Below are 25,573 nucleotides of genomic sequence, written 5' to 3'. Positions count from 1 at the left end.
CTGCGGCAAGACCTTCCGGCGGGGGCTCGGGGCAGACATGAACAAAGTGCTGGCGCAAGACGAAGTTGACGCCCTGTTGCGGGGCCTTTCGGGCGGCGAAATTGAAAGCGAGACAGAAGCGCCGGAGGACGACTCCGGCATTGTGCCTTTTGACCTGGCCAACCAGGACCGCATCATCCGCGGGCGCATGCCCGTGCTGGAAATCGTCAACGACCGTTTTGCACGCCTCTGCACCAACGCCCTTTCCAATGCCGTGCGCAAAAGGGTGGAGCTGAACCCCATTTCCATTGACATGACCAAGTTCGGGGAGTTCATGCGCTCCCTGCCCGTGCCCACCTCCATCAACATTTTCAAGATGGACCCTTTGCGGGGCAACGCCATCATGGTGGTGGATTCACGCCTGGTCTTCGCCCTGGTGGAAAACGTCTTCGGCGGCTCCGGCTCCCAGCCCAAGGTGGAGGGACGCGAGTTCACCCGCATTGAACAGGCCGTGGTGGACAAGATCGTCAAAATCGCCCTGGACAACATGGAAGAATCCTGGCGGCCCGTGCACGATGTGAAGCTGGAGCTGGTGCGCAGCGAGATCAACCCCCAGTTCGCGGCCATTGTGCCGCCCAGCGACGTGGTGGTGGTGATCACCTTTGAGGTGGAGCTGGACACGGCCCTGGGCTCCATGGTCATCTGCCTGCCCTATGCCACCATCGAACCCATCCGTTCCAAACTGCACGCCAGTTTCCAGACCGAACGCCTGGAGGTGGACCACGCCTGGGTGGCCCGTCTCAAGGAACGGCTCATGGAAACGCCCGTAGAGATGAAGGTGCTCTTCGGCCGCACCACCATCACCGGCAACCAGCTGCTGCGCATGCAGGTGGGCGACGTGCTGGTGCTGGACACGGACCAGGAAGACCTGCTCCCCTGCACTGTGGCGGGCGTGCGCAAATATCAGGGCATTGCCGGCACGGTCAAAGCCATGAAGGCCTTTCAGATCATCAAGGAAAACGAGCCGCAGTACACCTAACACCCGCAAGGAGTGTACAAATGCCAGCTCCACGAGAGTTACAAAGCCTCGGAATAGAAAAATTTATAACTGAGTATAGCTTTTTTACTTCGAAACCCAATCTCAAGACAGCAATCAACTATCTAATAGACAAACGAATTTCTAATGAGGCTGGAGCTGCACGAAGAGCTAATGCCGCCCGCAAAATTTTTTCAAACCCTTTCCTCCTGCGGGAATGTCTTACCTATGTAGCTTTTCAAGCAAAAAAAATTGACGCAGGGATAATTGCTCAAGCCAAAAATCTTTTGGCAGCACTCCCTCCCCTGAGTCATTAACCTACTCCCTTTAAACGTCCGGAGCGGATTTCGCGCTCTGTACGCAAACGGCGCAGCTCCGGCCCCAGAATAAGCACTTCCGCCGCAGCCAGATGCGGCGCCACGGCCACGCCTGGGGGCACAGGCGCATCGGCCTCATAACCGCCCTGCGCCGGCCGCAACAGCACGCAACGGCAGCCCGCGGCCAGGCCCGCCTCCACGTCGCGCACCCGGTCGCCCACCATCCAGGAGCGCGCAAGGTCCAGGCCCATTTCTTCCGCCGCGCGCAGAATCAGCCCCGGCGCGGGCTTGCGGCAGGAACAGGGGCCGGTGATCTCCGGCAGATGCGGGCAGTAATACCAGGCGTCAATGGCCGCGCCCTTGGCCTCCAGATCGGCGTTGATCCAGGCTTCCAGCTCGTGCAGGGCCGCCAGGTCGTACATGCCGCGCGCCAGGCCGGACTGGTTGCTGACCACCACCAGGGCATAGCCCACGGCGTGGAAACGTTTGAGCGCCTCCACCACGCCGGGCAGCCAGTGCCAGTCCTCCTTTCGGTGCACATAACCCGTATCTTTGTTCAGAGTGCCGTCCCGGTCCAGAAAAATGGCCCGCCGCAACACGCCTTGCCCGTCCATAAATCCTCCCCGCGCAAAAGTTTTCAGCCTGGATGCCAACCAGCACCACGTGCCGCAGGCCGTTTGGCCCGCACCCCGGCGACCAGCCCAGCATAGCCCAAAAACCGCAAGGGTAAAAGCGGCGGCCGTAAGCTCTGCGTCCACAGCGGACGTCAAAAGTTGCCCGCCACAGGACGCTGTGCCCTTTTCCCCAAAAACAACGCCGCCGCGAGGGCACAGGATGCCTTCGCGACGGCGCTTCCACAGGCGGATTCCCGCAGGCTCAGGGGTCGGCCCCCTAGAGCATTTAACACTTAAAATGCTCGCTTACGGCAGGCAAAAGCCTGCTTTCTCGCATTTCGTGGCAAGGATTTTCAAGAAAATCCTTGCAGAGCAGTTAGATCATTTCATTCGCTAACTGCTCTAGCCTGCGGGAAATATGATCGTGTTATTGGTCCGGGGCGTCCACCGTACGCCGCACCAGGGCCAAGGCCAGCACCGCCGCGCTGGCGCCGCAAGGACGTCCCTCGGACTCACGCAGGCGCTCCCGCACAAATCCAGCCATATCCAGGGCCAGCACCGCGTCTGTAACCGCCGTGCGGCCGGCCTTTTTGTTCGCTTCCAACACGGCGAGGTAGCGCTCCAGAGCCTCCAGATCGCGCTGTTCCGGCGCGTATTCCGGCTCTGGCGGCGACGCCGCCGTGGGAAGCGCGCGCAACCAGTCGTGCATCATGACCATTCCTCCCTGAATCGGTCATTGCTTCCCGTTTGTTGGGGCGCGCCCGCCCGCCTCCACGGCGCGCCGTAACGGCCCCTGTTTCTCCACAACACTTCTCATTATCGGTAAACCGACAAGGTTCTTTAGGGCAGATCCCCAGTGGACATGCGCATCCGCAAAAACAAAAGGAACGCTGCCGCGGGCTTTGGCGCACAGCCAAGCAATGATGGCGCATCATGGCGGGGCCGTGCCCGCGCAGTTGCCGAGGGCTCGGCATGCCTGAAATATTCCGGGCGCAACAAGGGCATCAGTTCGGACGTTTTTGCAGACCATGCAACTCTGCAGGACAGATTTTTCCTGCCTTTTTCATGGTATAACTATTAACATAATTGTAGCGATAGCGTTACAAATCGCGGCCCGCTTGCAAGCCGTGGACGTCATGGCTACTATCGGCAACAATGCTGCTTGAATGAGGAGAGCCTATGCCGACACCCATTTTGCACAAGGAACGCCTGATCCCGGGCAAAACCAGCAAGCTGGTGCTCCACGCGCCGCAAATCGCCCAAAAAGCGCGGCCCGGACACTTTGTCATGCTGCGCGTGAGCCCCACGGGCGAACGCATCCCCCTGACCATAGCGGATACCGATCCCGCGCAGGGCACCATCACCATCGTCTACCTGGTTATGGGCAAGACCACGGCCATGCTGGAAGAACTAAACCAGGGCGACGCCGTCCTGGACGTCTGCGGCCCCCTGGGGCACCCCACCCACATTGAAAAGCACGGCACCGTGATCTGTGTGGGCGGCGGCACGGGCATTGCCGCCATGCACCACATCGCCAAGGGGCACGCCCGCGTGGGCAACCGCGTGGTGGGCATTATCGGCGCGCGCAGCAAGGATCTGCTGCTCTTTGAAAAGGAGCTGGCCTCCTTTGTGGACGAGCTGCTCATCTCCACAGACGACGGCAGCTACGGCCACAAGGGCCTGGTCACCGACCTGCTGCGGGATCGACTGGAAAAGGACAAGGCCGTCTTTGAGGTGGTGGCTGTGGGGCCCGTACCCATGATGGCCGCCGTGGCCGAAACCACCCGTCCTTTCGGCGTCAAAACCACGGTAAGCCTCAACCCCATCATGGTGGACGGCATCGGTATGTGCGGCGCCTGCCGCGTAAGCGTAGGCGGCAAGACCAAATTTGCCTGCGTGGACGGCCCCGAATTTGACGGGCATGAAGTAGATTTTCCCGAACTGCGCCGCCGTCTGGCCGCCTACCGGGAACAGGAACGCATTTCTCTTGAAGCCTACCAGAGGTCCACACATGGAAACTAGCAAGCCCAAAAAGACCGTGGCCCCCAGGACGCCCATGCCCTGTCAGCCCGCCGCGGTGCGCCGCGGCAATTTTAAGGAAGTGGCCCTGGGCTACACCAGGGAAATGGCCCTGCAGGAGGCCGCGCGCTGCCTGCAGTGCAAAAAGCCCCTCTGCGTCACGGGCTGCCCGGTGGAAGTGCCCATCCGCGACTTCATCCACCAAGTGGCCCAGAACAATATGGACGCCGCCTACCGCATCATCAAAAGCACCAACAGCCTGCCGGCGGTCTGCGGCCGGGTCTGCCCGCAGGAACACCAGTGTGAAGGCAAGTGCGTGCTCAAGGCCAAGGGTCAGGCCGTGGCCATCGGCCGGTTGGAACGTTTTGTGGCCGACACCTACATCGCCACCACGGCCTGCGAGCAGGTGACGGGCACCAATGCCTGCTCCCTGCCGCTGGACGGCAAAAAGGTGGCCTGCATCGGTTCCGGTCCCTCCTCCCTCACCTGTGCGGGCGTCTGCGCCGCCGCGGGCATCCGGGTGGACGTGTTTGAGGCCCTGCACGAGCCGGGCGGCGTGCTCATTTACGGCATCCCCGCCTTCCGTCTGCCCAAGAGCGTGGTGGCCACGGAAATCGACGGACTGCGTCAGTCCGGCGTGGAATTCCACCTTAACAGCGTGGGCGGCCGCACCGTGGACGTGGCCGATCTGCGCAAGGACTACGACGCCGTGTTCATCGGCGTGGGCGCGGGCCTGCCCACCTTTTTGGGCGTGCCCGGCGAAAACCTGGTGGGCGTGTTCTCGGCCAATGAATACCTGACCCGTGTGAACCTGGGCCGGGCCTACGACTTTCCCACCCAGGACACCCCGGCCTTTCCCGGCAAAAACGTCACCGTATTCGGCGCGGGCAACGTGGCCATGGACGCGGCCCGTACCGCCCTGCGCATGGGCGCGGAAAGCGTGCACATTGTCTACCGCCGCACCAAGGCCGAAATGCCCGCCCGCCTGGAGGAAGTGGAGCACGCCGAAGAAGAGGGCGTGCAGTTTGCCATGCTCTCCGCGCCGCTGCGCTTCAACGGCAATGCGGAGCTGCACCTGACCTCCGTCACCCTGCAGAAAATGGAACTGGGCGAACCCGACGCCTCAGGCCGCCGCCGCCCCGTGCCCATTGCCGGATCGGAATACGACATGTCCACAGATCTGGCCATCGTGGCCCTGGGCACGCGCTCCAATCCCATCCTGCTGGAGGCCACCCCCGATCTGGCCCAGACCCAGCGCGGCTACATCCAGGTCAATGAGGAAACAGGCGAAACCTCCATCCCCAACGTCTTTGCCGGCGGCGACATCGTCACCGGCGCGGCCACGGTCATCCTGGCCATGGGCGCAGGCCGCCGCGCCGGACAGGAGATTGTCCGCCGCCTGCGGGGCTGAACAAAACGCCGTCTGCGCGTAACCAGCTATTTTGCCGCGGAGAAGAAAGCCCGCCAGGGGCTTTCTTCTCCGCGGCTATGCCAAGGCTCTGCGTCCTCGATAGCCTGACCCCGGACAGTTTTTCCCCTGCGGCCGTGGCAAGGCCCGCATATTCTTGCCGCTGCGAGGCATCGGCGGCCTTTCTCCTTGCGCCTGGGGCAAGGCCTCACCGCCCTTGGCGGCCTTACGCCGTACGGCCGCCCTCTTGCGCACGCAACACACAAAACGCCCTTTCCGTCACGCGCCCCCCGCACCACCACACCTTTTCCTTGCGGCGGGGCCTGCGCGTGCGGCAGCTTCCGCCGACAAATTTTAACCGCACAGCTTCACTATAAAATTGGCCTTTACATTCTGGTGTCCCTGCGCCATGTTCATCCCTACCGTCAAGGCATTGCATCCGTAAAACGCCCTGGCGGCGTAGCCGATTTCGCCCGTCCTTCTCTGGACGGGGCACTCTTTTTTTGTGCTCCGCAGGCATCGCACATGGCATTTGTTGACTGCTCAAAAAAATATGCGCTTTGGGATCTGGCCTTCCTGCTTGTCGCGGCCGGCTACGCCCTGATTGGCCTGTGGGGGGTGACGCAGCTCTCCGCCAACGGGCTGGCCATCAGCAGCGACCTTTGCTGCTACGCCCAGAATATCGCGGGCGAGCTGCACCGAGGGCTGTTTGCACAGGATCCTTTGCTGGCCGTGCCCACCACGGCCAATTCCATCGTCAACCTTCAGTCCGCGCTGGCGGGCCTGCTGCAGCCCGGCGGCGACATTGCGCAGGGCCTGCTGCGGGCCGGCGCGGCGGGCGTTTTTTTCCATTACGCCGCCTTCTATTATCTGGGCCGCCGCCTGCTGGGCGCGCCCTTGCCCGCCGCCCTGTTCGCTTTGCTTACAGGCGTGACCGTGTGGGTCAACTTCGGCACGTACTGGGGTTTCGGTTCGGGCGACATCACCCCCCGGGTCTTCTACGCGGCGCTCTTTCCCCTGCTGCTGGCGGCGACGCTTTCCGCCCTGGATAAACCACAGCTGCGGCCCATCATCCTTTTTGTTTCGGGCTGCGGCATGTACCTGCACGGCATCAGCTCCCTTGTGGCCAGCTGCATGCTGTTTACAGTCTTTTTTTTCCACAGGGCCCCCAACGACAGCCTGCGGCGGCACTGCCTGTGGCTGCTGCTCAGCCTTCTGGCCTGGAGCGTCCCCACGCTGGCCTTTCTGTGCAGTTCCATCAAAACATCCTCGGCATTTTCGGCGCAAGAGCTGGCCGCGCTCCAGCACGTCTTTGGCCGACGCTTTCTTGAAGATGAAGGCAATCGCTGGCACAGACTGATCAGCCATCTGCACTACGCCAGCGACAGCTTTCCGCTGCTCCTGGGCGGCGTAGCCGGATTTTTTATCGTGCGGCGTTGCGGCACCCCGGTCATGAAGCGGCTGGCCTCCATTGTGCCCACCCTGTTTTTGGGCGTGTGCACCGCGGTACTGCTTTCCGTGGCCGAAACAAGCCTGGCCGAAAGGCTGCACAGGCTGCCTCTTGGCTCGGAACTGCTGCGCGGCGTCCGGTTTGTTGTGCTTCTGTGCTGGCTCATGATCCTCTGCGCCTTTACCTGCCTGTGGCGGCGCGCCCCCCGCTGGGCCGGCGGCATCGCCCTGGCGGCGGTGGTCTGCGTGCTGGCCTTCGATCAGGGCCGCTGGGCCTGTGGGGGGCGGTACGCCTTGCGGCATGCCCTGGGGCTGCAACAGCCGGCCGCCGTACTACGCCTTGCGCGCAATGCCGCCGATTACGGACAGGCCCTGCAGGCCCTGCAGCGCATTGTACCGCCGCAGACGCCCGTTTTTGCGGAACCCGACGCCATGGCTGTGCGCTATCAGCTTTACCGGCCCCTGGCCTACGCCTTCAAGGACGGGTCTTCCTACCTCTACAATGAAGACCCGCGCGGGGCGGCGCGCTGGCTTGACCTGGCCGCCACGCGCGATACTCTGGGGCTGACCGCAACATGGCTGGCCTCAGGCGCGGCATGGATTTTGTGCGGCGACATGGCAGAAAGCGAAAATATCGCCCGACACGGCCGTATCGTCTGGAGCAATGACCGCTGGTTTATCGCCAGGCGCGACCTTGCGCCCGAAACCCCTCTGCAGTGAGGCATCGCATGGAGTCCACACTTTCCGTAATTGCACCGGCATACTGTGAAGGCGCCTGCCTGGGCGCGTTTGTGACCGACCTTATCGCCGTGCTGGACCAACTGCGGGCGGAAACACGCCTGGGCTACGAAATCATTTTGGTCGACGACGGTTCCACTGACGACACCTGGGCCGCCATGCGCGCCCTGGCGCAACGCTATCCCCGCCTGCGCTGCCTGCGCCTGAGCCGCAATTTCGGCAAGGACGCCGCGCTTTCCGCAGGGCTGGAAGCCGCACGCGGCGACGTTGTCATCACTATGGACAGCGACATGCAGCACCCGGCCACGCTCATCCCCCAAATGGTGGCGCGCTGGCGTACGGGCACGGTGGACGTCATTGACGTGCGCAAGCAGGAACGACAGAAAGAATCCTTTTTCAGCAGGTTCTGCGCGCTGACTTTCTACCGTCTGTTCCAGGCGCTGACCTCCTATGACCTCAAAGGTTCCGGCGACTTCAAGCTCCTGGACCGCAAGGTGGTGGAGGCCTGGAAAAGCCTGGGCGAACGCAAACCCTTTTACCGCGCCCTGACCTCATGGATGGGCTTTCGCCACGAACAGATCTTTTTTACGCCCCTGGCCCGCCACGGCGGCACCAGCAAGTGGAGCCTAGCCCGCCGGGCCACTCTGGCTGTGGATTCCATGACCTCGTTCAGTGGCAAACCCCTGCTGCTCATCGGCTGCATCACCCTGCTCTTCTACGCCCTGTCCATTTTTGTGGGCTGCGAGGCGCTGTGGAACTATGCCACGGGTCAGGCGCGGTCAGGCTTTACCACGCTCATCCTGCTCACCCTGCTCACCGGCAGCGCCATCCTCACCGGCCTCTGCATCCTTTCAGCTTACATCCACCACGCCTTCGTCGAATTGAAAGGCAGGCCCCGTTTTCTGCTTTCGGAAACACTGGAAAGCGACACCACGGAATTCTGACCATGCAGCCTTTTTCCCGCCCGAAAAACACGTCGCCCATGCGCCTTATTGTCCATGCGGACGATTGCGGGCTGACTCCGGCCGTCAGCGCAGACATTTTTGCCTGCCTTGCCCAGGGCCCGCTCAATTCCGTTTCCGTCATCATGGGCGGTTCCCACGCTACGGAAAGCCTGCGGCGGCTTGCTGCCCTGCCGTACACGCGCGTCTGCCTGCACCTCAACCTTCTTGAAGGCCGCTGCTCCGCCCCCATCCCGCAAGTGCGCCCGCTGGTCACTGCCGATGGCGTCTTCCGCCACAGTCTGGGCCAGCTGCTCATCGCGCTGGCCTGCGCTGTCGGCAGCCGCAAAAAAGCCTTGCTTTGCGCCATCCGCACCGAATTTGAAGCGCAGATCGACGCCTTCACCACCGCCTTTCCCCAGTGGCGGCAGCGGGGCGGGCTGCACCTGGACGGGCACCTGCACGTCCATACCATTCCAGCCCTGGCGACAACCATGCGCGGCCTCCTCCACGAACGCGCGCCCGCCTATGTGCGCCTGCCCAGAGAGCCCGCGCATCTGCCGCCGCTGCCTGCGGCGCAGCTGCTGACAGGCTGCGCGCGCCGGGCCCTGCTGGCGCTGTGGTCGGCCCGCTTCGTCTCCCTGCTGGATCAGGCCGGCATTGCGCACAACGACTTTCTTTGCGGCCTGGTTTCCGGCGGCAACCTTACCGCCACGCGCGCGGCAAAAGCCCTCGCGGCCATCCGCCGTCAAAGCCAGACCTCCCCGCTGGTGGAAATCATGTGTCATCCCGGCGGCCAGAAGGCTGACGAACCCTGCCTGCGGCACAGCGCTTTTTACCACAGCCCCGCGCGCCATGTGGAAAAAACCATGCTGCTGGACGGCAGCCTGAGCGCCGTACTGCGGCGGTACGGCCGGCCGTGCGCCTTTGCAGCGGCAAAGGCTTCCTGAGGCAGTGCCGCCGCCCATGCGGACACTTCTTGCCAATGCCCTGGTTTAGCGCTTACATCTGCGAACGGGAAAGGCCATGAACGGAACCGACGCTTTTTTTAGTTTTGTACGCAGCCTGCTGGCCAGGCGCTGGGTGCGCTTTGGCATGGTCGGCGGCACTGCGGCCCTGTGCTACGCGCTGCTGGGCCTGCTGTTTGTGAACGTGCTGGGCCTGCCCGCCCTGGTGGGCAATGGCCTGGCCTATGTGCTGAGTTTTGTGGTCTCCTACCTGGGGCAAAGCCTCTGGACCTTCAGCGCCCCCCACACAAAAGCCGCACACAGCGCCATGCTGCCCCGCTTTGCCGCCACCCAGGCTTTGGGACTGACGCTCAACACCCTCATTGTCTGGCTGCTCATGAGCCTGGGGCTGAGATACGAAACCGCCATGCCCATTGCCCTGCTGCTGGTGCCCGTGGTGGTCTATGCGGCGTGCAAATATTGGGTCTTCCGCCCCAGGCCCGCGGCACGCTCCCACGACAACCCCTGACCACGGGCCCCGACGCCTGGGCACGCCCCTTTGTCGCCGCACGCGCCGCCCCTGCCCCATAAGGAACGCCCCATGATTCTCGCCGACCTGCACACCCACACCCGCTATTCCCACGGCAGCGACACCCCCGCCGCCATGCACGCGGCCGCCGTGGCCCGCGGCCTTACGCTGCTGGGCTTTTCCGAGCATTCCCCCCGGCCTGCGGGCTTTGACTACACCCACGAATACCGCGAACAGCTCACCCGCCACCTGCCGGACTATGTGCGCGAAGTGCAGGAGCTCAAGACCGCCAATGCCCACGGCCCCTGCCGGGTGCTGTTCGGCATGGAAATGGACTGGCTGGAAGGACAGGAAGACTATACCCGACAAGGCTGCGCGGCCTACAACTTCGACTACCTGCTGGGCAGCGTCCATTTTGTGGGGCACTGGGGCTTTGACGACGGCGCAGAGCCCTGGAAGGCTTTTTCGCAGGAAGAATGCGAACAGCACTACCGCGCCTACTTCTCCGCCTGGATCGCCATGCTGCGCTCAGGCCTGTTCAACATTGCGGCCCACCCGGACCTGATCAAAATCTTCTCCGTGGAGCAGTTCCACATCTGGCTGGCCAAACCCGAAAGCATGGCCCTTGTGCGCCAGGGCCTCACCGCCCTGCGCGACGCGGGCATGAGCATGGAAGTTTCCTCCGCCGGACTGCGCAAGGCCTGCCGCGAAATCTACCCCGCCCCCCCCATCATGGCCGCCGCAGCGGAACTGGGCCTGCAGATCAGCTTTGCTTCCGACGCCCACGGCACCGCCGACGTGGGCTACGGCTTCGCCCGCCTGGCCTCCTACGCCAAAGCCTTTGGCTTCACCCGCCACACCGTCTTCGACCACGGCCGCCGCAGCGAGTGGACATTTTAGAGGGGAGGGATTTTTGTGGGGGGAAGGGAACTTTTGTGAACAAAAGTTCCCTTCCCCCCACGCCCCCCATCCTTCAAAAAACTTTTTTCCCCGAAGGAATACGCCGGGCGTACCCTGTCCGAAACAACTCTGCATGGCAGATGACCACGGTGCGGGCTTTTGCCACCCCGCGCCTCCACATCCACGCCATAGCCCGTCCTTGCTCACCGCAGCTACCACATCCACGCCATAGCCCGTCCTTGCTCACCGCAGCTACTCCATACACGTTATGGCCCGGCTTTGTTCACCGCAGCTACCACATACACGTCATGGACTCCCCCCCGGAAGTTGCGCGCGGCATAAAGGGGTGTGGGCGCGCAGCGGCACACCCCAGCCGCGCCGGGCACAGTCGGGCTGACGCCCAACCGACAGAAGGGGAAAGGTGAGAGCAAACGCGAGGAGAACCTGTGCGGCGCGAAGGATACCGGCCGCGGGACACGACAATAGATTTAGGCTGCAGGGCCTGCGGCTGTTGCGCCCGGCATAAGGGACGCGGTCGCGCAAGCGGCGCGTCCCAGCCGCGCCGAACATGGTGGGGCTGCCCTGGGAAAGCGGGGGGTTATGGGGGTTGTAGGGGGCCTAAGGGGGGGCGCAGCCCCGCCCTTGGCCCCCTGCCCTCGCCGGAGGCGGCCCAAATGCCATAAAAGAACCAGGCCGCCATGCCCGCAGGGCAACAAAAAGTCCCGGTCAGGACACGCCTTTTTCTCCAGTCGCCGCAGGGCGACAAAAACTCCCGGTCAGCCCCCCTTTTCTCCAGTCGCCGCAGGGCGACAAAAATTCTCGGTCAGAGTTCCCCCGCCCCCGGCGGGCCCCCTTTACGCAGGATGCTCCCGCGCCTTGATCAAGGCCAAAGCCCGCTGGGCCAGCTGGGTGACTTCGGGCTTGGAAATCTGGTCGTCCGCGCCCACGCTCACGCCCTTGTGGCGCAGCTTGTCCGTGATGAGCGAGGAAAACAATACCACCGGCAGTTTTTTGAGCACCGGGTCGGTCTTGATGCGGTGGGTCAGGTTGAGGCCGTCCATGACGGGCATTTCAATGTCCGAAACCATCACGTGCACAAAATCGTTGATGTCGCACCCGGTTTCTTCCGCCCGGCGCTTGAATTCTTCCATCCTGTCCCAGGCGGCCCGTCCGTTGGAAACCACCTCCACGGCAAAGCCGGCCTTTTCCAGCAGGTCGCGCAGCATTTCACGCACCAGGGCGGAGTCGTCCGCCACCAGCGCCTTGTAGCCCGTATTGGTCCAGTCCGCGCCCAGGTCGTCCAGACGCAGGCCCAGCTTGGGGTTCAGGTCTGCCACCACTTTTTCCAGATCCAGCAGGAAGACGATGCGGTCCTCCAGCTTAACCACGCCGATGACCGTATTGTTGGACACGGCAGCCACATATTTGTTGGGCGGTTCCACCCGCTCCCAGCTGATGCGGTGGATGCGGTTGACGCCCGAAACCATAAACGCTGTGGTGACGTTGTTGAATTCCGTCACAATGGTCTTGGGCTGATCTTCCGAGGCCGGATGGGTTTTGCCCAGCCACATGGCCAAGTCCACCAGGGGGATGATGCGCGAACGCAGGTTAAACGCCCCCAGCACGCTGGGGTGCTGCACTTCAGGCAGTTCCGTGACCTTGGGCATGCGGATGATTTCCAGCACCTTGGCCACATTGACGCCGTAGTAACCCCGGTACCGGTCGGGCGGCGGAGGCGCGTCAGCGGGTCTGTCCGCCGCAACGTCCGTCTGGTCGGGCACGGCCTCGTCCAGATAAAATTCCACCACTTCCAGTTCGTTGGTGCCGGCTTCCAGCAAAATATTGGTCTGGGCCATGCTGCCTCCAGCAAAAATATCCCGCGCAGATCGGCCTTGCGGGCTGTTTCGGGCTGCGCCCGCCTTGAAACAATGACAAAAATACCTCCGCCCTACAAGGACGCGAGCCGTTCTTCCGCCGCATCTATGAGGCTTTTCGGCGTGGATGCGCCGGCCGTTAGGCCTGCGCGCCGATTTTGCGCAAAAAGGTCGGCCTGCAGCTCGTCCACGCGCTCCACATGGTAGGTGGGTATGCCTGCGGCCCGGGCCACATCCGCCAGACGGCGGGTATTGCCGCTTTCGCGCCCCCCCACCACAACCATGGCGTCAACGCGGGAGGCGATGTTGCGGGCCTCTTCCTGGCGTTCGCGCGTGGCGTCACAGATGGTGGCAAGCACCGTGAGTTTTCGCAGGCGCTCCAGCAGATAGGCTTCAATAGTACCGAACAGGGCACGGTCCTGCGTGGTCTGCGAGGCCAGCACATAAGGCCGGTCCACAGGCAGGGGCAGAGCCGTCAGCTCTTCCATGCCGCCAAAAACGTGGGCCGGCCCCCCGGCGTAGGAAACCAGGCCCCGCACCTCTGGGTGATCTGCCTCGCCAAAGAGCAGCAGCACCGCCCCGTAGGCCGTGGCGCGGGCAATGGCCAGCTGCGCCTTTTTGACCTTGGGACAGGTGGCGTCCAGTACGCGCGCGCCGCCGGCGCGCAGGCGCTCCTCGGTCTGGCGGGTGACGCCGTGGGCGCGGATGACCACCACATCGCCAGGGCGGGCTTGCTCTGGGTCGTCCAGACGCGCCACGCCCTTGGCCGCGTACTCTTCCTGCACCTGCGGATTATGGATAATGGGGCCCAGGGTGCAGATGCGTTCCGTATCCGCCGTGCGCTCCCGCAGGGCGGCCTCCAGCTTCTGCAGAGCCAGACTTACGCCCATGCAGAACCCCGCGGTTCCGGCGCGGATGACCTCCATACCGATTTCTCCTCAAAAACGTGACAAGCCGTTTGTTCCAAAGCGTGTTCAAAAAAGATGGCTCTGTGCCGTACCACTGTCGCAGCCGTCCAGGAATTTGTCCAGCGCGGCGGCCACGGCCTCCCAGTCTTCACAGCGGCAAAGCTCCTGCCGCAGGGCACGCGCTCCGGGCAGGGCGCGCACATAGCGGGGCACCACCGAGCGCATCTTCCACAACGCTGCCCGGCCGGGGCAGTGGCGGCGGGCCAGGGCTATATGGCGCAGAATCATGGCTTTAAGGCCGACAGCGTCCTGAGGTTTAGGGACGCAGCCGCGGCAGAGGGCTGCGTGGTCGGCGAAAACAGCGGGATTGTGCAGCGCGCCCCGCGCGTACATGAGACCCGCGACGCCCGTGCGCTCCAGGCAGGCCAGGCCGTCCGCCGCGCTGAACAGGTCGCCGCTGGCCAGCAGGGGGATGGACAAATGCGGAACCAGCCGGGCCAGAGCCTCCCAGTCCGCCGTGCCGCCAAAGCCCTGACGCGCCGTGCGGGGGTGCAGGGTCAGCCAGCCCGCGCCGGCGTCCTCCAGACGCAGGGCCAAGTCGGGCAGCACGGGGCGGGCCGCGTCCAGGCCCAGCCGCAGCTTAAAGCCCACGCGCCCCGGCCCGGCGGCGGCCAGCATGGCCCGGGCCACGGCCAGGGCGTTGTCCACATGGTCCAGCATGGCCGCCCCCGCGCCCTGACGCAGCACCTTGGGCACGGAGCAGCCCATGTTCAGGTCAAACCAACCGAAGCCCGCCTCGCGCAGCAGGGTTACGGCCCGACCCAGAAAAACGGGCTCAGCCCCGAACAACTGCACCACCAGGGGCTGATCCTCAGGCAGGGTCTGGAGCAGTTCATTGGTGCCGGGGCTCTGGTAGGCCAGGCCCTTGGCGCTGACCATCTCCGTAACGCAAACGGCAGCCCCGTACTCCCGGCAGAGCAGGCGAAAGGGCAGATCGCTGTACCCCGCCAAGGGGGCCAGCCAGGGGAATTCCCGCCCAAAAGGCAAGGCTGCGGGATTGGCGGGACAAGAAGGCAGGGACAGGCTCATGCAAGTTCTTTGGGGTCCGACCCGGATTTGCGCCCCGCGGGCGGCGCGGGGGCGGCGGTGGGGGACGACGTTGGCTGGGGCGCGGGGACAAAGTCTGCCGGGCCGTCGGCGGAGGGGGCCGCCGAGACGACGCTTGCGGCCGCATCCTCGGATGCGGGATGCGCCGGACCGCCCGCAGGCGGCTGCGGACCCGTAAGGGTCACGCGGGCTTCGGCTGCAGGTGTGGACCGGGCCGGGGCGGGCTCGTTGGAGCGGGCCTGCGCGGCGTTTGCGGCCGCATTGCCGGGCGCGGAGCGCAGAGGGCCGGGCAGCTGGTCCGCCTGAGTGGGGGCAAGGCCTGCGGCGGCCCCGGCCTCGCCTGCCGAGAGCAGGGGATCCGTCTCCTGGTCGTCCCGCCAAGCGGGCATGGCAGGCATGGGAAAGGCGCACTGGCCGTCGCGGCAGCTCACGCGGCGCAGCAGGGTGGCGGCCAGGCGCAGGCCCTCGTTGATGGTGTCGGCCACAAAGCCATTGCTGAGGTAGTCCAGAATGCCCGTGCGCTGCAAAATATTGCGCACGCTGCTGCTGCCCACCACCAGAATGACGGGCATGCTGCGGGCATAGCAGCGCTCCACAAACTGGGCCAGAGCGTGCGCACCCGATGCGTCCAGCCAGAACACGCGCGAAAGGTGCAGCAGCACCAGTCGGGCGGGTTCGCGGTCCTCTTCATAAAGCTGACGTTCCAGCTCATGGATGGCCCCGAAAAAGAGCGTGCCTTCGATGACGTACACGGCCACGCCGTCGGGCAGATCGGCCGGGGCCTCGCGCAGCAGGGGGTCGCCGGGCTGCAGACGGCGCACACGGGGGTGGGAGGTCTTGTAAATGAACAGGACCAGCGAGAGCAGCACGCCGATGAAGATGGCTTTTTCCAGATCAAACAACAAGGTGGAGAGAAAGGTAATCAGCAGAACAACGCGGTCCACGCGGGTGGCCACCAGACACAGGCGGATGGCCTCCACGTCGATCATTTTGAAAGAAATGAGCAGCAGTATGCCCCCCAGGGCGGGCAGGGGCAGCCAGCGGATGAGCGGGGCCAGAAGGAAAAGCATGGGCAGAGCCAGAATACCGGAAAAAACCGTGCCCATACGCGTACGCCCGCCTGAGGAAACCATCAGAGCGCTGCGGGTAAAAGAGCCGCAACCGGGAATGCCCGAAGTAAGCCCGGCAGCCAGGTTGCCCAGCCCTTGGCCGATGAGCTCCTGGCTACCGTCAAAGGAATCATTTTTGACGTTGGCCAGTTGCTTGCCGATGGCCAGGGATTCTACCGTGCCCAGCAGGGCCAGGGCCAGGGCGGGCATAAAGAGATCGCGCAGGGCGTCCAGATCAAAAGCGGGCGGCAGGGAAAGGGGCGGAACCACGCTGGGGATGGCCCCCACCAGGGGCACGCCGCGCTCCCCCGCGCCCAACAGGGCGCTGACGGCCGTGACCACGGCCAGCGCCGCCAGTGAGGCGGGAAAGCGCCGCGAGACCCGCCGGAAGGTCAGCGTCAGAACCACGGTGAGTACGGCCAGGGCCAGGCACCAGATGTTGGCCTGGGGCAGACCGTGCAGTGCGGCGAAAATCTGGTTAAAAAAGCCGGCGGGTTTGGGCCCGGTAAGGCCCAGCACCGTGCTGATCTGCCCCACGGCAATGAGCAGGGCCGCACCGGTGGTAAAAGCCACCATGACCGAATGGGAAATGAAATTGGCAAGGTCGCCCAGCCGGGCCAGGCCCATGCCGATCTGGATCAGCCCGCAGAGCACGGCCAGCCCGAAAACGTAGGCCATGCGGGCTGCTTCGGGCAGGCTGGAAATAAGCACGCCCCCCACGCTTACTGTGGCGAAGGTGGAGTAGATGACCATGGAGATGGCGTTGGTGGGCCCGGCCGCCATATAGCGGGAGGAGCCCCACAGGGCGGCCAGGGCCACGGGCAGCATGCAGGCGTAGATGCCGTACTGCGGGTGCACCCCGGCGATGATGGCGTAGGCCATGGCCTGAGGCACGGCCATGGGCGTCACCGTCACGGCGGCCAGCAGGTCCGCGCGGAAGTCTGCGCGGGAGTAGCCCCGCAGGGTTTCCAGAAAGGGAAAGAAGCGTGCGGCGCGCGTGTTCACGATAGTTTCCGGCGTCCTCTATGGCGTCTGCGGCGTCTGCGGCACACGCAGCCGTCAGGGGGGCACAGGCCGTGCCCGTTTACTGATTGTCGTCTTCCAGACGCAGCACGTCGTGGCCCAAAGCGTAGTGCATAAGCCGGGGGCGCTCGGCGGACTTCATCAGCGAATTGATGATCCGCGTCATGCGCCTGTTGCCTTCCAGCACGCCGCCCAGATGACCGGCCAGCTCGGTAAGGTCTGTGCGGGCGAGGATGCTTTCCAGCTCCAGGGCCAGGCTGCGGCCGCGCGAGTCTTCAGGAAATTCGGCCAAAAGTTCGCGGGCCAGGCGCAGGGCGCGGGCCTGGTTGGCGTCGATGTCCTCCACCAGTTCGCCGCAATATTCCGCCTGGTTGCGCATGACGTTGAGGGCGTTGTTGCCGTAGTGGGCCATAGCCCCGGCGGCCTTTTCCAGTGTGTCGCGGGCCACGGCCACGCGGCGGCCTACGGAAAGTGAAACAATGCTGGCGCACTTGGACAGAAAGCGTTCGTCAAAACTCTCAAAGCCGTATTCCCGCTTGGTGTAAAGCATGACCAGACCGAAAGGCGGACGGTTGCTGCGTTCGCGCAGCACAAAGGCCAGGCGGGAGCGGTAGCCTTCTTTATAAATAATGCAGTCGAAAGATTCGCCCCCACGGTCCAGGGCGTGCAGGTTGTTGGAAACCACATAGCGGGTGTGCCCTTCAAGGATGGCCCGCATGACCGGGTGCCTGCGCAGGCCCTCTTCCAGCATGGGGGCCACAATGGGGATGCTTTTGCCGTCCACCTGGTTAGCCGTGCTCACCACCCACTCGCCGTTGGGCGTGCGCAGGCGACAGACGTACATTTCGGCATACAGGGCGTGAACCAGGATTTCCGCGCTCTGGCGCAGCACCTCGCTGGGCGGGGCCATGCGGTCGGCAATGGAAAGCAGGTCGTTGGACACGCGCAGCAGCATTTCCGTGTCATTCTGCATGGAAGCCACGGAGGTGAGCAGCATGAGCAGGCAACGCCAGCTGCGCATGGGCACGCCGCGTACGGCGGGATGGTAGCCCGTATTGAGGGTTCTTTTGGCCGCCGGCAACAGAGCCAGCGCGGCGACGCGCATTTCCGGCGGGGCATACTTGAGAAGGCGCTTGATTTCTTCGCGGATATACTCGGGACTGTGCTGTGACACGGTGAACTCCATACCCGCAGGCCTGGACAGGGCCAAAGCGGCCCCGAGGACGGTCGCCCGTCCGGAACCAGCCGCGCCCGCCCATCTGCGGAACCGGACGCGCGTTTTCCTGAAACCGCTTTTCCGTCGAAAAAAAAGTATACGGCTTCGGGGCCGTCCGGTCAACGCCGTTCAGAAAATTGACCGCATGTGTCACACTGTTCACAAGTTGTCGGCAACAAATCGGAAACAAAGGTTATTTTTTTAGTGGCAGAAGAATTGCATTACCTGCGGCGGGCCCTGCACGCCAGAGCCCGTAATGAGGTTTGCCATGAAACGCCGTACTGCTCTTTTACTGCTCATGCTCGGTCTGCTGACAGCCCTGCTGGTGCTGGGCCTGCTGGCGGGCTTTGTACCGCAGACCGAAGGCCCGGAGCTGCGGCGGCGGGCCAACCCTCGCGTGGTGAGCCTGACCCCCGCAGACCTGCCTGCGCCCATCGTGCCCCTGGGGGACGGCGCGCGCCAGTGGGCTGTGCGCAGACCAGTGACGGCCGCCTCGCCCAAAGCCGGTGCCGCGCAGGGCCGTGCCGGACCCGCTGCTCCGCACGGCGCATGGCCGCCGGAGTTGCGGGCCGCCGTGGGCGAGCCCGGCGGCTTTGCCCCTTGCTGTCTCTGGACGGCGCAAGCCCTCCCCTGCTGCTGGGCAGCCTGCCGCCGCTCTACGGCGACGCCCTGGACACCGGCGGACGGCCCCTGCGCTGGCTGACGGGGCCCGGCACGCTGGCGGGCTACAGCCCCTGGCAGCCCCCTGCGCCGCAAGCGGTTGCCCCGCCTTTCACGGGCGAAGACGCAAGCCCCGCCGCCCTGCACGCCCGCGCGGCCCGCTACCGTCGGCTGGTAGAGAATTTTGCCCGCCGCTACGACCTGGATACAGACCTGGTCTACGCCATCATTCACAGCGAAAGTGATTTTTCGCCCACTCTGGTCAGCAACAAGTCGGCCATGGGGCTCATGCAGATTCTGCCAGACACAGCCAGCGACGAAGTGCACCGCTACCTGTACGGCCATCGCGGGGAAATCGGCTTTGACGAACTGCGCGTGCCGGAGGTAAACATCCGCTACGGCACCACCTACCTGCACATTCTGCTGACCCGTTATTTTGCCGGAGTGGAAGACGAACTGGCGCGGGAATACTGCGTTGTGGCGGCCTACAACATGGGCCCCAACCGTTTTCTACGGCTTTACGGAGCTACGGACGCGGCCGCCGTGGCCCGCATCAACACCATGAGCGCGACGGAGCTCTATGCCGACCTGACCTCCCGCCTGCCCGCGCGCGAAACGCGGTTCTATGTGGCCAAGGTGCGGCGCATGAAGGACCACTATGCGGCCCTGCGCTGAATGCCCCTGGAAAAAGGTTGTGGCGGACGGCAAAACAACGTACATCTGAACGGCCGACGGCGGTCCGGACCTTCGCGTCGCCGGCTACTTTTGATCCCCACGCCGCAGCGGGCCCGTCCGACCGCCCGGAGAACCGTCGGGATATCCCACAAGGAGTGCTCACTACCATGCGAATTTCTCTCTTTGCGCCCCTGGCCCTGGGGCTTTGCCTGCTGCTTCCCGCCTGCCAACAGGCTGATACCGCCAAACCCCAGCTGGCCGTGGTGGACATGGCCCGCATCATGCGCGACAGCGAACCGGGCAAAGCTGGCGTCAAATTCCTGGAAGGCATCCAGGCCGAAATGCAGTCTTCGCTTAACGACATCCAGTCCCGACTGCAGAAGAACCCCAACGACGCCCAGGCCCAAAAAGAACTGCAGACCATCTACATGGCCGCCCAGCAGCGCATGCAGACGGAGCAGCAGAACGTGATCAACGTGCTCTACGATATGGTTCAGCGCGTCATCAACGGCTACCGCACCGAAAAGGGCTACGCCGTTATCCTCAACAGCGAGGCTGCGGCCGCCTATGACGCCAAGGCCGACGTCACCGCCGACATCGTGGCTGCCGTCAACAAGCAGAAGGTGGACTTCAAGCCCGCCGCCAAAGAAGCCGACCAGGAAGCCAAGGAAGCCGCGCCCGCCGACAAGGCCGCCGGCAAGGACGTTGCGCCCGCCGCTGACCAGAAGGCCGGCAAGGACGCCAAACAGGCCCCCAAGGACGCGGACCAGAAGGCCGCGCCCGCCAAGAAGTAAGGCCGTTGCCGGGGCTTGCCCCGGCACGCCCGGAGAGCAACGTCAAAGACCGCCCGTTCCGGCGCTTAACCGTGCACGGCGGACGCCTGCTTACGCAACCGCCAAGGCGTTGTAACGTTGCAAGGCCCCTACCGCAAACACTACACGGCCCGCCCGCGGCGTCGGCATATGCCCGGCGGTCGCAGGCGGGCCAAACAATCGTCGCCGTATTCTCATGCTCTACGCTCTTGCCGCCGTTGTGCCGGTTTTTCTGATCATCCTCGCGGGCGTTGCCCTGCGCAGCCGGGACGTGCTGCCCGAAAGCGCCGGCGCCGTACTGGGGATTTATGTGCTGCGGGTGGCCCTGCCCCTGCTCATCCTGCATCTGCTGGCCGACGCGCGCCCGCAGGACCTGGCCCGCTGGGGCTTCTGGGTGGGGGTCATCGGCTCCCAGCTCGCAGTCTACGCCCTGGGCTATGCGGGGGACAGGCTGTTCTGCCGCCGAGGGACAGGCCCGGCGGTCGTCAGCGGGCTTTCCTGCTCGGCCTGCAACGCGGCCTTCGTGGGCCTGCCCATTGTGGCCAATCTGCTGCCCGGCGACAAAGAGGCCATGCTCGCGGCGGGGCTTGCCACCCTCACGCCCAATGTGGTCATGATTCTGGCCCAGGGGCGGCTGGACCTGCTTAACAGCGCGGCAGTCCGGGACGGATCCGGCACACTGGTCCGGCTGGGGCGTTTTCTGCGCGTGTTCTTCCTGGGCAACGCCATCTTGCTCTCCACCCTGCTGGGTATGGCCCTGGCCGTATCCGGCCTGGGGCTGTGGACCCCGCTGGACCGCGCCGCCAGCCTGATAGGCTACACGGCAGCGCCCTGCATGCTGCTGGCCCTGGGGCTCGACCTGCACCAGAAGCTGCTGCTGGCCCGCCGCCGCGCCCAGGGCCACACCGTGCTGCGGCAGTGCTGGTACCTTGGCTGCAAACTGCTCATCCATCCCCTGCTCTGCTGGGCCGCCCTGGCCTGGCTGGGCGTCGGCGGCCGCTGGCTGGTAGTGGGCGTGCTGGTCAGCGCCACAGCCACGGCCCTGTTGGTCACAGTCATAGCCGAAGTTTACAAGGCCGTACCGGAAGAGGCCGCCCTCACCGCCGTGCTTTCCAACGGCGTAAGCCTGCTTACCCTCACGGGCTTTGTCTGGCTGTTCCAGTACCTGGGGCTGATTTAAAGCCCTTGCACGCCAACATGCCTAGACCACGTTACAAATGTCTATTATCAAAACGGCAAGGCCTTAGCCGGCCACGTACTTCTTGAGCAATTCGTACCAGTGCCCGCGCGAAACCCCGGCCGCGGCCGCGGCCCGACGGGCGTCGCCCCCGCACTGGGCCCAGAGGCGGCGCACATAGGCCGCCTCGGCCTGACGCTTCCACTGGCGCAGGCCAGGCAAGGGCGCGTGGCCCGTTTGGTCTGCCGCCGGCAGGGGGGCGGACGCTTCCCGGCCTGCGGCGGCCCACTGCTCTGGAGTATCCGGTCTGGCGCTCCGGGCCGGAGATGTGCCGTCCGCTTCCGTCCAGGCCTGCGGCCAGTCGTCCAGGCCCCGATCGTCCCACATCCACCCGTTCTGGGCTTCTGCATTCCGGTCCCGCCCGGCCTGATCCCGCCCGGCCTGATCCCGCCCGGCCTGATCCCGCCCGGCCTGATCCCGCCCGGCATGGCCCTGCCCCTTGGCGTTCCGCCCGGCGGCGCGGCCTTCACAACAACAGGTCAGCGAATCCACGCCAGCCAGGCGGCGGCGCGCCGCATCCACCCGCACGCGTGTCGGCAAGTGCGCGGGCAACAGCACATCCGCCTGTCCGGCGGCCAGACAGGCGCGTTCCAGGCTGTGGATGAGTTCCCGCACGTTGCCCGGCCAGGCATACTGCAAAAGCACGTCCAGCAGGGGCTGCGCCAAGGCTTTTTCCGGCAGATCGTTGCGCAGACAAAAGCGCGTCACGGCCTGCCGCGCCAGGGCCGGGATCTCGTCCCGCCGCCGCCGCAACGGCGGAATCCGGATGGTCAGGCCCTGCAGACGGTAGAGCAGATCAGCCCGGAACAGCCCCTCCAGAACCATCCCCTCCAGGTCGCGGTTGGTGGCCGCCACCAGGCGGAAGTCGCTGGACACCTCGCGCACTTCGCCCACAGGCCGAAAACGCCGCTGCTCCAGGGCGCGCAAAAAGGAGCCCTGTACGGTCAGGGGCAGATCGCCCACCTCGTCCAGAAACAGGGTGCCCTTGTCTGCCGCCAGCAACAGGCCCTCGCGCGCCCGGTCCGCCCCGGTAAAGGCCCCCCGGCTGTGGCCGAAGAGGTGGCTTTCCACCAACGTGTCCGGCAGGGAGGCGCAGTCTACCGTCACCAGGGGCCGCGCCGCGCGCGGGCTGTTGCGGTAAAGGGCCTTGGCAAAAACCTCTTTGCCCACGCCCGTTTCTCCCAGCAGCAGGACGTTGACCTCGCTGCGCGCCGCCTGCCCCAGGAGCTTGAGGGCCCGGCACATTTCCGGCCCGGAACCGGCTATGTGCCCGCTGTCCAGGAGCAGAGCCTCCGTAGCGGGGTTGCGCTGCTGACGAAAGGTCAGCACCTGGCGCAGGCACTGTTCAATATCCCGCACGTGCAAGGGCTTGCACAAAAACTCCCAGGCGCCGGAACGCAGGGCCGCTTCCACCGCGTCGCCGTCCCCGTGGCCGGTGACAATGATCACGTCGGGGCGGCCCGGCAGATGCGCAAAGTCGTTCTGCCACTCCAGGCCATTGCCGTCCGGCAGCCAGACGTCCAGCAGGACCACGTCCACGCCGGTGCGGCCTTGCTCCAGACCTGTCCGCAGGTCCGCCGCCGCCAGAGCCTCATGCCCCAGCCGGGCGCAGGCCACCGTAACCATGGTGCGCATAAGCGCTTCGTCGTCAATCACCAGTATGCGGGCCATAGGCATCCAAATCAGGTTTTACGCGGCCATCATACGGATACCGCGACGTCCGTGTTCAGGCTTCCGGTGCTTCCAGGGCTTCCAGGGCATGGCCCAGGGCGGCGGTCAGCGCCGTGCGGGCGGCAGGCGCATCCTGCGGGCGGGCCTGCTCCAGCGCGGCGGCGGCACGGCGCAAGGGCTCAAGGCACAGGCTGCCCGCGGTGTTTTTGCAGGCATGGGCCTGGCGGCGCAGTTCCGGGCCGCAGGCGGCCTCCAGGGGCAGCGCGGCCAGGGCAGCGGCCCTTTGCCGCAGATCCTGCGCGGCCACGGCCGCCAGTTGGGCCAGGAGGGCGGGATCGTTGTCCACGGCGGCCAGGGCGGCCTGACGGTCCCAGACCGGCAAAGGTGTTGCCGGGCCAAGGGTGGCCGCCAGAGCCTGACGCAGGACCGCAAAGGTAAAGGGCTTGCGCAGCAGGCCGTCGGCCAGGGCCGCGCGACGGCGGGCTTCGGCCGTTTCAGTCATGGCCGGCGAGGCCGTGCAGAGCAGGATTTTCTGGTCGCTGGGCACGGCGGTGCGGCCCTGACGCACGGCTTCCAGCAGGTCCAGACCGCTGCGGCCGGGCAGGCAGGCGTCCAGCAAAAGCACATCCCAAGGGCCGCGGGAGGCGTCCCGCAGCAGAGCCAGGGCCGCATCGCCGTCGTCCAGGGCGCGCACGGCAGCCCCGGCGCGGGTCAGCATCTGTTGCAGATAGTAGGCCGTGGCCGGATTGTCCTCCACCAGCAGCACGCGCAGACCGGGCAGCGCGTCCCGGCCTGCGGCCCTCGGCAGGGGCGGCGCGGCGAGGGCCCCGGAAGAGGGCGCAGGGCCTGCGGGCTCCGGCGGCAGCGCGCGGCGGACGCGGCCGGTGTCGCGGCCGGGCGCAAAAGAACTTCCAGAGTAAAACGCGCCCCCTGGCCAGGGCTGGAGCAAAGGTGCACCTCGCCGTCCATACGTCGGGCCAGCTGGCGGGCCATGCCCAGGCCCAGGCCCGTGCCAGGGCAACTGGAAGCGGCCTCCCCGCGCTGAAAATTGGCAAAGACCCGTTCCTGCTCTTCCGGCCGCAGACCTGGGCCCGTGTCCGTCACGGCCAGGACGCAGCGCAGCCGGTCCCCTTCAGGCTGGGCGCGCACGTCCACTTGCACGCCGCCCAGTTCCGTAAATTTCACCGCATTGCTGACCAGGTTGCCCAGAGCCTGACGCAGGCGAAAGCAGTCGCCCGTCACGGTCTGGGGCAGGTCCGGGGCCGCCTCCAGGCGCAGGAAAAGGCCTTTGGCCTCGGCCACAGGACGGTAAAGGGCCAGGCATTCCTCCAGACAGGCCCGCAGATTGAAGGGGATTTCCCGCAAGGGGGGCGCAGCCTGTTCCAGAGCGGCGTGGTCCGTGATGTCGCCGACCATTTCCAGCAGGGCCCCGCCCGCCTGGGTCAGGTAGTCCAAGGCGCGGTTTTTTTCCGGCGCGCGCAGGTCCGGACGGCGCAAAAGCTCTGCCATGCCCAGCATGGCAGAAAGCGGGGTGCGCATGTCGTGGCCCAGACGGGCCAGCAGGGCGCTTTTAAGGCGGCTGGTTTCCTCCGCCAGCCAGCGTCGTCTGGTCAGATAAAGACTGGCGCCGCCGACGCTCAGCACGCCCGTAAGCCCCAGCAGGCCGTAGAGCAGGTGCATGTGGCGGACCTGCGTTGCCAGACCGCGCTGGAAATCCGTGGCGTCCTGACTCACGCTGATGCCGCCCAGGATTTCGCCTTCAGCGCGGTCATGGTGGCAGCGCAGGCAGTCCTGCCCTGCCGTAAGCACACTGAGCAGGCGCAGACGCCCCTGACCATCAGCCTGCGGCGGCGCAAAAATTTCGCGTGCGCCTTCGGTGCAGCGGGCAAGCGCGCCGCTTTCCCAGGCGTCGGCCAGATTGTCCGGACGCAGGGGATGCGGACTGACGATGCTGATGCGCAGGCCCGGTTCGGCCACGCGCTCGGCCAGCTGACGGCTCATGTAGGCGGGGTTCATAAGCACCAGGGTGCGGCCGTCGGCAACGGCCAGGGTGCGGTCTTCCTCCGGCAGCCAGGGATTGGGTGGGCCGTAAGGGCTTTGGCGCACATAGACGCCACCGTGGGCCGCGTTCCAGTTGCGTACGTCCAGCAGTTGCCGGGCCACTGTGGCCAGCCTGGTGCGCTCCAGCTCCAGACGGTGCGCGGTTTCCGCGTGCAGAGCCTGACGGTAGAGCCCAAAGACCAGGGCCAGCCAGAGCGCGCAGGCCGCCAGCGGCAGCCAGAGCAGGCGACCGGGAGGATGGCGAAAAGGGCATATGGGGGACATGACAATGGCACCTGGCTTGTCTGATTTTTATGAATACTGTCTTTTTTTTATGAAAAAAGCAACAGCGCGAACCGACGCC

General features: G+C 65.1%; 24 protein-coding genes. 14 read left to right on the top strand and 10 right to left on the bottom strand.

What is annotated here, in order from left to right; all coding sequences use genetic code 11:
- The first annotated feature begins 37 nt into the window (after nucleotides 1-37).
- Both fliM and J7I12_RS11925 read left to right on the top strand, forming a co-directional pair.
- Complete coding sequence (fliM, locus tag J7I12_RS11930; RefSeq protein ID WP_118230822.1) at nucleotides 38-1,018, top strand: flagellar motor switch protein FliM; 981 nt, start codon at nucleotides 38-40, stop codon at nucleotides 1,016-1,018.
- A 20-nt stretch (nucleotides 1,019-1,038) separates the two neighbouring features.
- Nucleotides 1,039-1,332: a hypothetical protein gene (locus tag J7I12_RS11925; protein ID WP_288907986.1), complete on the top strand. Its 294-nt coding sequence runs from the start codon at nucleotides 1,039-1,041 to the stop codon at nucleotides 1,330-1,332.
- Here J7I12_RS11925 and gmhB read toward each other — a convergent pair.
- Together gmhB and J7I12_RS11915 are read right to left on the bottom strand one after the other, a co-directional pair.
- On the bottom strand, nucleotides 1,329-1,946 hold the full coding sequence (gene gmhB, locus J7I12_RS11920; protein ID WP_118230819.1) for a D-glycero-beta-D-manno-heptose 1,7-bisphosphate 7-phosphatase: 618 nt from the start codon (nucleotides 1,944-1,946) through the stop codon (nucleotides 1,329-1,331). The two genes, J7I12_RS11925 and gmhB, sit on opposite strands and share 4 nt — an antisense overlap.
- 427 nt (nucleotides 1,947-2,373) lie before the next feature.
- A complete protein-coding gene (locus J7I12_RS11915; RefSeq protein ID WP_118230818.1) occupies nucleotides 2,374-2,658 on the bottom strand; it encodes a hypothetical protein in 285 nt (94 codons plus the stop codon).
- Nucleotides 2,659-2,802: 144 nt separating this feature from the next.
- On the opposite strand from J7I12_RS11915, the gene J7I12_RS11910 reads away from it, so the two are divergent.
- From J7I12_RS11910 to J7I12_RS11875, 8 genes are all read left to right on the top strand, one after another.
- Nucleotides 2,803-3,027, top strand: a complete 225-nt coding sequence (locus J7I12_RS11910; RefSeq protein ID WP_130957905.1) for a hypothetical protein — start codon at nucleotides 2,803-2,805, stop codon at nucleotides 3,025-3,027.
- Between the two features lie 98 nt (nucleotides 3,028-3,125).
- Nucleotides 3,126-3,968: a sulfide/dihydroorotate dehydrogenase-like FAD/NAD-binding protein gene (locus tag J7I12_RS11905; protein WP_118230816.1), complete on the top strand. Its 843-nt coding sequence runs from the start codon at nucleotides 3,126-3,128 to the stop codon at nucleotides 3,966-3,968.
- Nucleotides 3,958-5,376, top strand: coding sequence for an NADPH-dependent glutamate synthase (gene gltA, locus J7I12_RS11900; protein WP_118230815.1), 1,419 nt, complete (start codon nucleotides 3,958-3,960; stop codon nucleotides 5,374-5,376). The genes J7I12_RS11905 and gltA overlap by 11 nt, the downstream gene beginning before the upstream one ends.
- A 522-nt stretch (nucleotides 5,377-5,898) precedes the next feature.
- Nucleotides 5,899-7,542 carry a translation initiation factor 2 gene (locus J7I12_RS11895; RefSeq protein ID WP_487125943.1) on the top strand — a complete coding sequence of 548 codons (1,644 nt, stop codon included), beginning with the start codon at nucleotides 5,899-5,901 and terminating at the stop codon, nucleotides 7,540-7,542.
- Between the two features lie 71 nt (nucleotides 7,543-7,613).
- Complete coding sequence (locus J7I12_RS11890) at nucleotides 7,614-8,504, top strand: glycosyltransferase family 2 protein (RefSeq protein ID WP_498793748.1); 891 nt, start codon at nucleotides 7,614-7,616, stop codon at nucleotides 8,502-8,504.
- Between the two features lie 2 nt (nucleotides 8,505-8,506).
- Nucleotides 8,507-9,451, top strand: coding sequence for a carbohydrate deacetylase (locus J7I12_RS11885; protein ID WP_302549065.1), 945 nt, complete (start codon nucleotides 8,507-8,509; stop codon nucleotides 9,449-9,451).
- A gap of 76 nt (nucleotides 9,452-9,527) precedes the next feature.
- Complete coding sequence (locus J7I12_RS11880) at nucleotides 9,528-9,977, top strand: GtrA family protein (RefSeq protein ID WP_288908115.1); 450 nt, start codon at nucleotides 9,528-9,530, stop codon at nucleotides 9,975-9,977.
- A gap of 72 nt (nucleotides 9,978-10,049) precedes the next feature.
- Entirely contained in the window at nucleotides 10,050-10,877 is an 828-nt protein-coding gene (locus tag J7I12_RS11875) for a histidinol-phosphatase (protein ID WP_302413512.1), read from the top strand.
- Between the two features lie 854 nt (nucleotides 10,878-11,731).
- Here J7I12_RS11875 and J7I12_RS11870 read toward each other — a convergent pair.
- From J7I12_RS11870 to J7I12_RS11850, 5 genes are all read right to left on the bottom strand, one after another.
- A complete protein-coding gene (locus J7I12_RS11870) occupies nucleotides 11,732-12,733 on the bottom strand; it encodes a chemotaxis protein (protein ID WP_118230173.1) in 1,002 nt (333 codons plus the stop codon).
- Nucleotides 12,734-12,825: 92 nt separating this feature from the next.
- Entirely contained in the window at nucleotides 12,826-13,677 is an 852-nt protein-coding gene (gene ispH / locus J7I12_RS11865; protein ID WP_118230174.1) for a 4-hydroxy-3-methylbut-2-enyl diphosphate reductase, read from the bottom strand.
- A 48-nt stretch (nucleotides 13,678-13,725) separates the two neighbouring features.
- Nucleotides 13,726-14,748, bottom strand: coding sequence for a tRNA dihydrouridine synthase (locus J7I12_RS11860; RefSeq protein ID WP_303193223.1), 1,023 nt, complete (start codon nucleotides 14,746-14,748; stop codon nucleotides 13,726-13,728).
- Nucleotides 14,745-16,880: a SulP family inorganic anion transporter gene (locus J7I12_RS11855; protein ID WP_302548424.1), complete on the bottom strand. Its 2,136-nt coding sequence runs from the start codon at nucleotides 16,878-16,880 to the stop codon at nucleotides 14,745-14,747. The genes J7I12_RS11860 and J7I12_RS11855 overlap by 4 nt, the downstream gene beginning before the upstream one ends.
- A gap of 79 nt (nucleotides 16,881-16,959) precedes the next feature.
- Nucleotides 16,960-18,072 carry a hypothetical protein gene (locus tag J7I12_RS11850; RefSeq protein WP_118230226.1) on the bottom strand — a complete coding sequence of 371 codons (1,113 nt, stop codon included), beginning with the start codon at nucleotides 18,070-18,072 and terminating at the stop codon, nucleotides 16,960-16,962.
- Nucleotides 18,073-18,382: 310 nt separating this feature from the next.
- On the opposite strand from J7I12_RS11850, the gene J7I12_RS11845 reads away from it, so the two are divergent.
- The 4 genes from J7I12_RS11845 (at nucleotide 18,383) to J7I12_RS11830 (ending at nucleotide 21,441) form a co-directional block, all read left to right on the top strand.
- On the top strand, nucleotides 18,383-18,817 hold the full coding sequence (locus J7I12_RS11845) for a hypothetical protein (RefSeq protein WP_498793743.1): 435 nt from the start codon (nucleotides 18,383-18,385) through the stop codon (nucleotides 18,815-18,817).
- Nucleotides 18,715-19,449 (top strand): transglycosylase SLT domain-containing protein, encoded by a 735-nt coding sequence (locus tag J7I12_RS11840; protein WP_498793741.1) that lies wholly within the window; start codon nucleotides 18,715-18,717, stop codon nucleotides 19,447-19,449. Before J7I12_RS11845 ends, J7I12_RS11840 begins: the two co-directional genes overlap by 103 nt.
- Before the next feature lie 167 nt (nucleotides 19,450-19,616).
- Nucleotides 19,617-20,243 (top strand): OmpH family outer membrane protein, encoded by a 627-nt coding sequence (locus tag J7I12_RS11835; protein ID WP_118230178.1) that lies wholly within the window; start codon nucleotides 19,617-19,619, stop codon nucleotides 20,241-20,243.
- 214 nt (nucleotides 20,244-20,457) lie between these two features.
- A complete protein-coding gene (locus tag J7I12_RS11830) occupies nucleotides 20,458-21,441 on the top strand; it encodes an AEC family transporter (protein ID WP_118230179.1) in 984 nt (327 codons plus the stop codon).
- Between the two features lie 63 nt (nucleotides 21,442-21,504).
- On the opposite strand, the gene J7I12_RS11825 is transcribed toward J7I12_RS11830, so the two are convergent.
- The 3 genes from J7I12_RS11825 to J7I12_RS11815 are packed head-to-tail and all read right to left on the bottom strand — an operon-like array spanning nucleotide 21,505 to nucleotide 25,494.
- Nucleotides 21,505-23,169 (bottom strand): sigma-54-dependent transcriptional regulator, encoded by a 1,665-nt coding sequence (locus J7I12_RS11825; protein ID WP_487125946.1) that lies wholly within the window; start codon nucleotides 23,167-23,169, stop codon nucleotides 21,505-21,507.
- A 55-nt stretch (nucleotides 23,170-23,224) separates the two neighbouring features.
- Nucleotides 23,225-23,935 (bottom strand): response regulator, encoded by a 711-nt coding sequence (locus tag J7I12_RS11820; RefSeq protein WP_498793739.1) that lies wholly within the window; start codon nucleotides 23,933-23,935, stop codon nucleotides 23,225-23,227.
- Nucleotides 23,881-25,494, bottom strand: a complete 1,614-nt coding sequence (locus J7I12_RS11815; protein ID WP_498793737.1) for an ATP-binding protein — start codon at nucleotides 25,492-25,494, stop codon at nucleotides 23,881-23,883. Before J7I12_RS11815 ends, J7I12_RS11820 begins: the two co-directional genes overlap by 55 nt.
- Nucleotides 25,495-25,573: the final 79 nt, after the last annotated feature.

This window comes from Desulfovibrio diazotrophicus (assembly GCF_902498985.2).
GTDB classification, from domain to species: Bacteria; Desulfobacterota; Desulfovibrionia; order Desulfovibrionales; family Desulfovibrionaceae; genus Desulfovibrio; species Desulfovibrio legallii.
This window is presented reverse-complemented; position numbering and strand designations above follow the sequence as displayed.